The following is a 461-nucleotide window of genomic DNA, read 5'->3' on the forward strand; positions in this document are numbered from 1 at the left end:
GTGTATATAAGAAGGCCTTAAATGATATGGATCTTTCATATTATCATCAGCTTTAGTATCGGATAAAGGCACGTCTTTTACCTTGATAAAGTAATGACCGTTGCCTCGTTGTTGTTGCTCCGTATTTTGTTCAGGATCTTTTTTGATAAACGCCTGACTGTAATGTTTATCAGTCAATAGTTGACAACAGTCACTGGGAATTAAACTGTATATACTATCTTCTACGGCCAAAATAGAATAAGGAAACCCACCGTCGTTATATTGAGACAGGTTCGCGATGCTATCTTGCTCAAAGGGTACGGCCTGAAAATAGTCCGTCATCAGCGCTCTAAAATCGGCAGCATCAGGTCGATCTAAAATGGCTTTGGTATACCCTTCTAACAGCAAGGGTTCAGGTATTTCCCAATATTCACATCTGGACTGACTAGGGCACGTATAGGAAACTTCACCTTCATAATTAG

At 39.9% G+C, this 461-nt stretch carries 1 protein-coding gene; it reads right to left on the reverse strand.

Going from position 1 to position 461, the window contains the following annotated elements; translation table 11 throughout:
* Positions 1-461: hypothetical protein (locus ACFI32_RS14855; RefSeq protein ID WP_462627395.1), on the reverse strand; the 461-nt coding region annotated here is incomplete at both ends.

The sequence above is a fragment of the Psychrobacter sp. PSi21 genome, assembly GCF_054960615.1.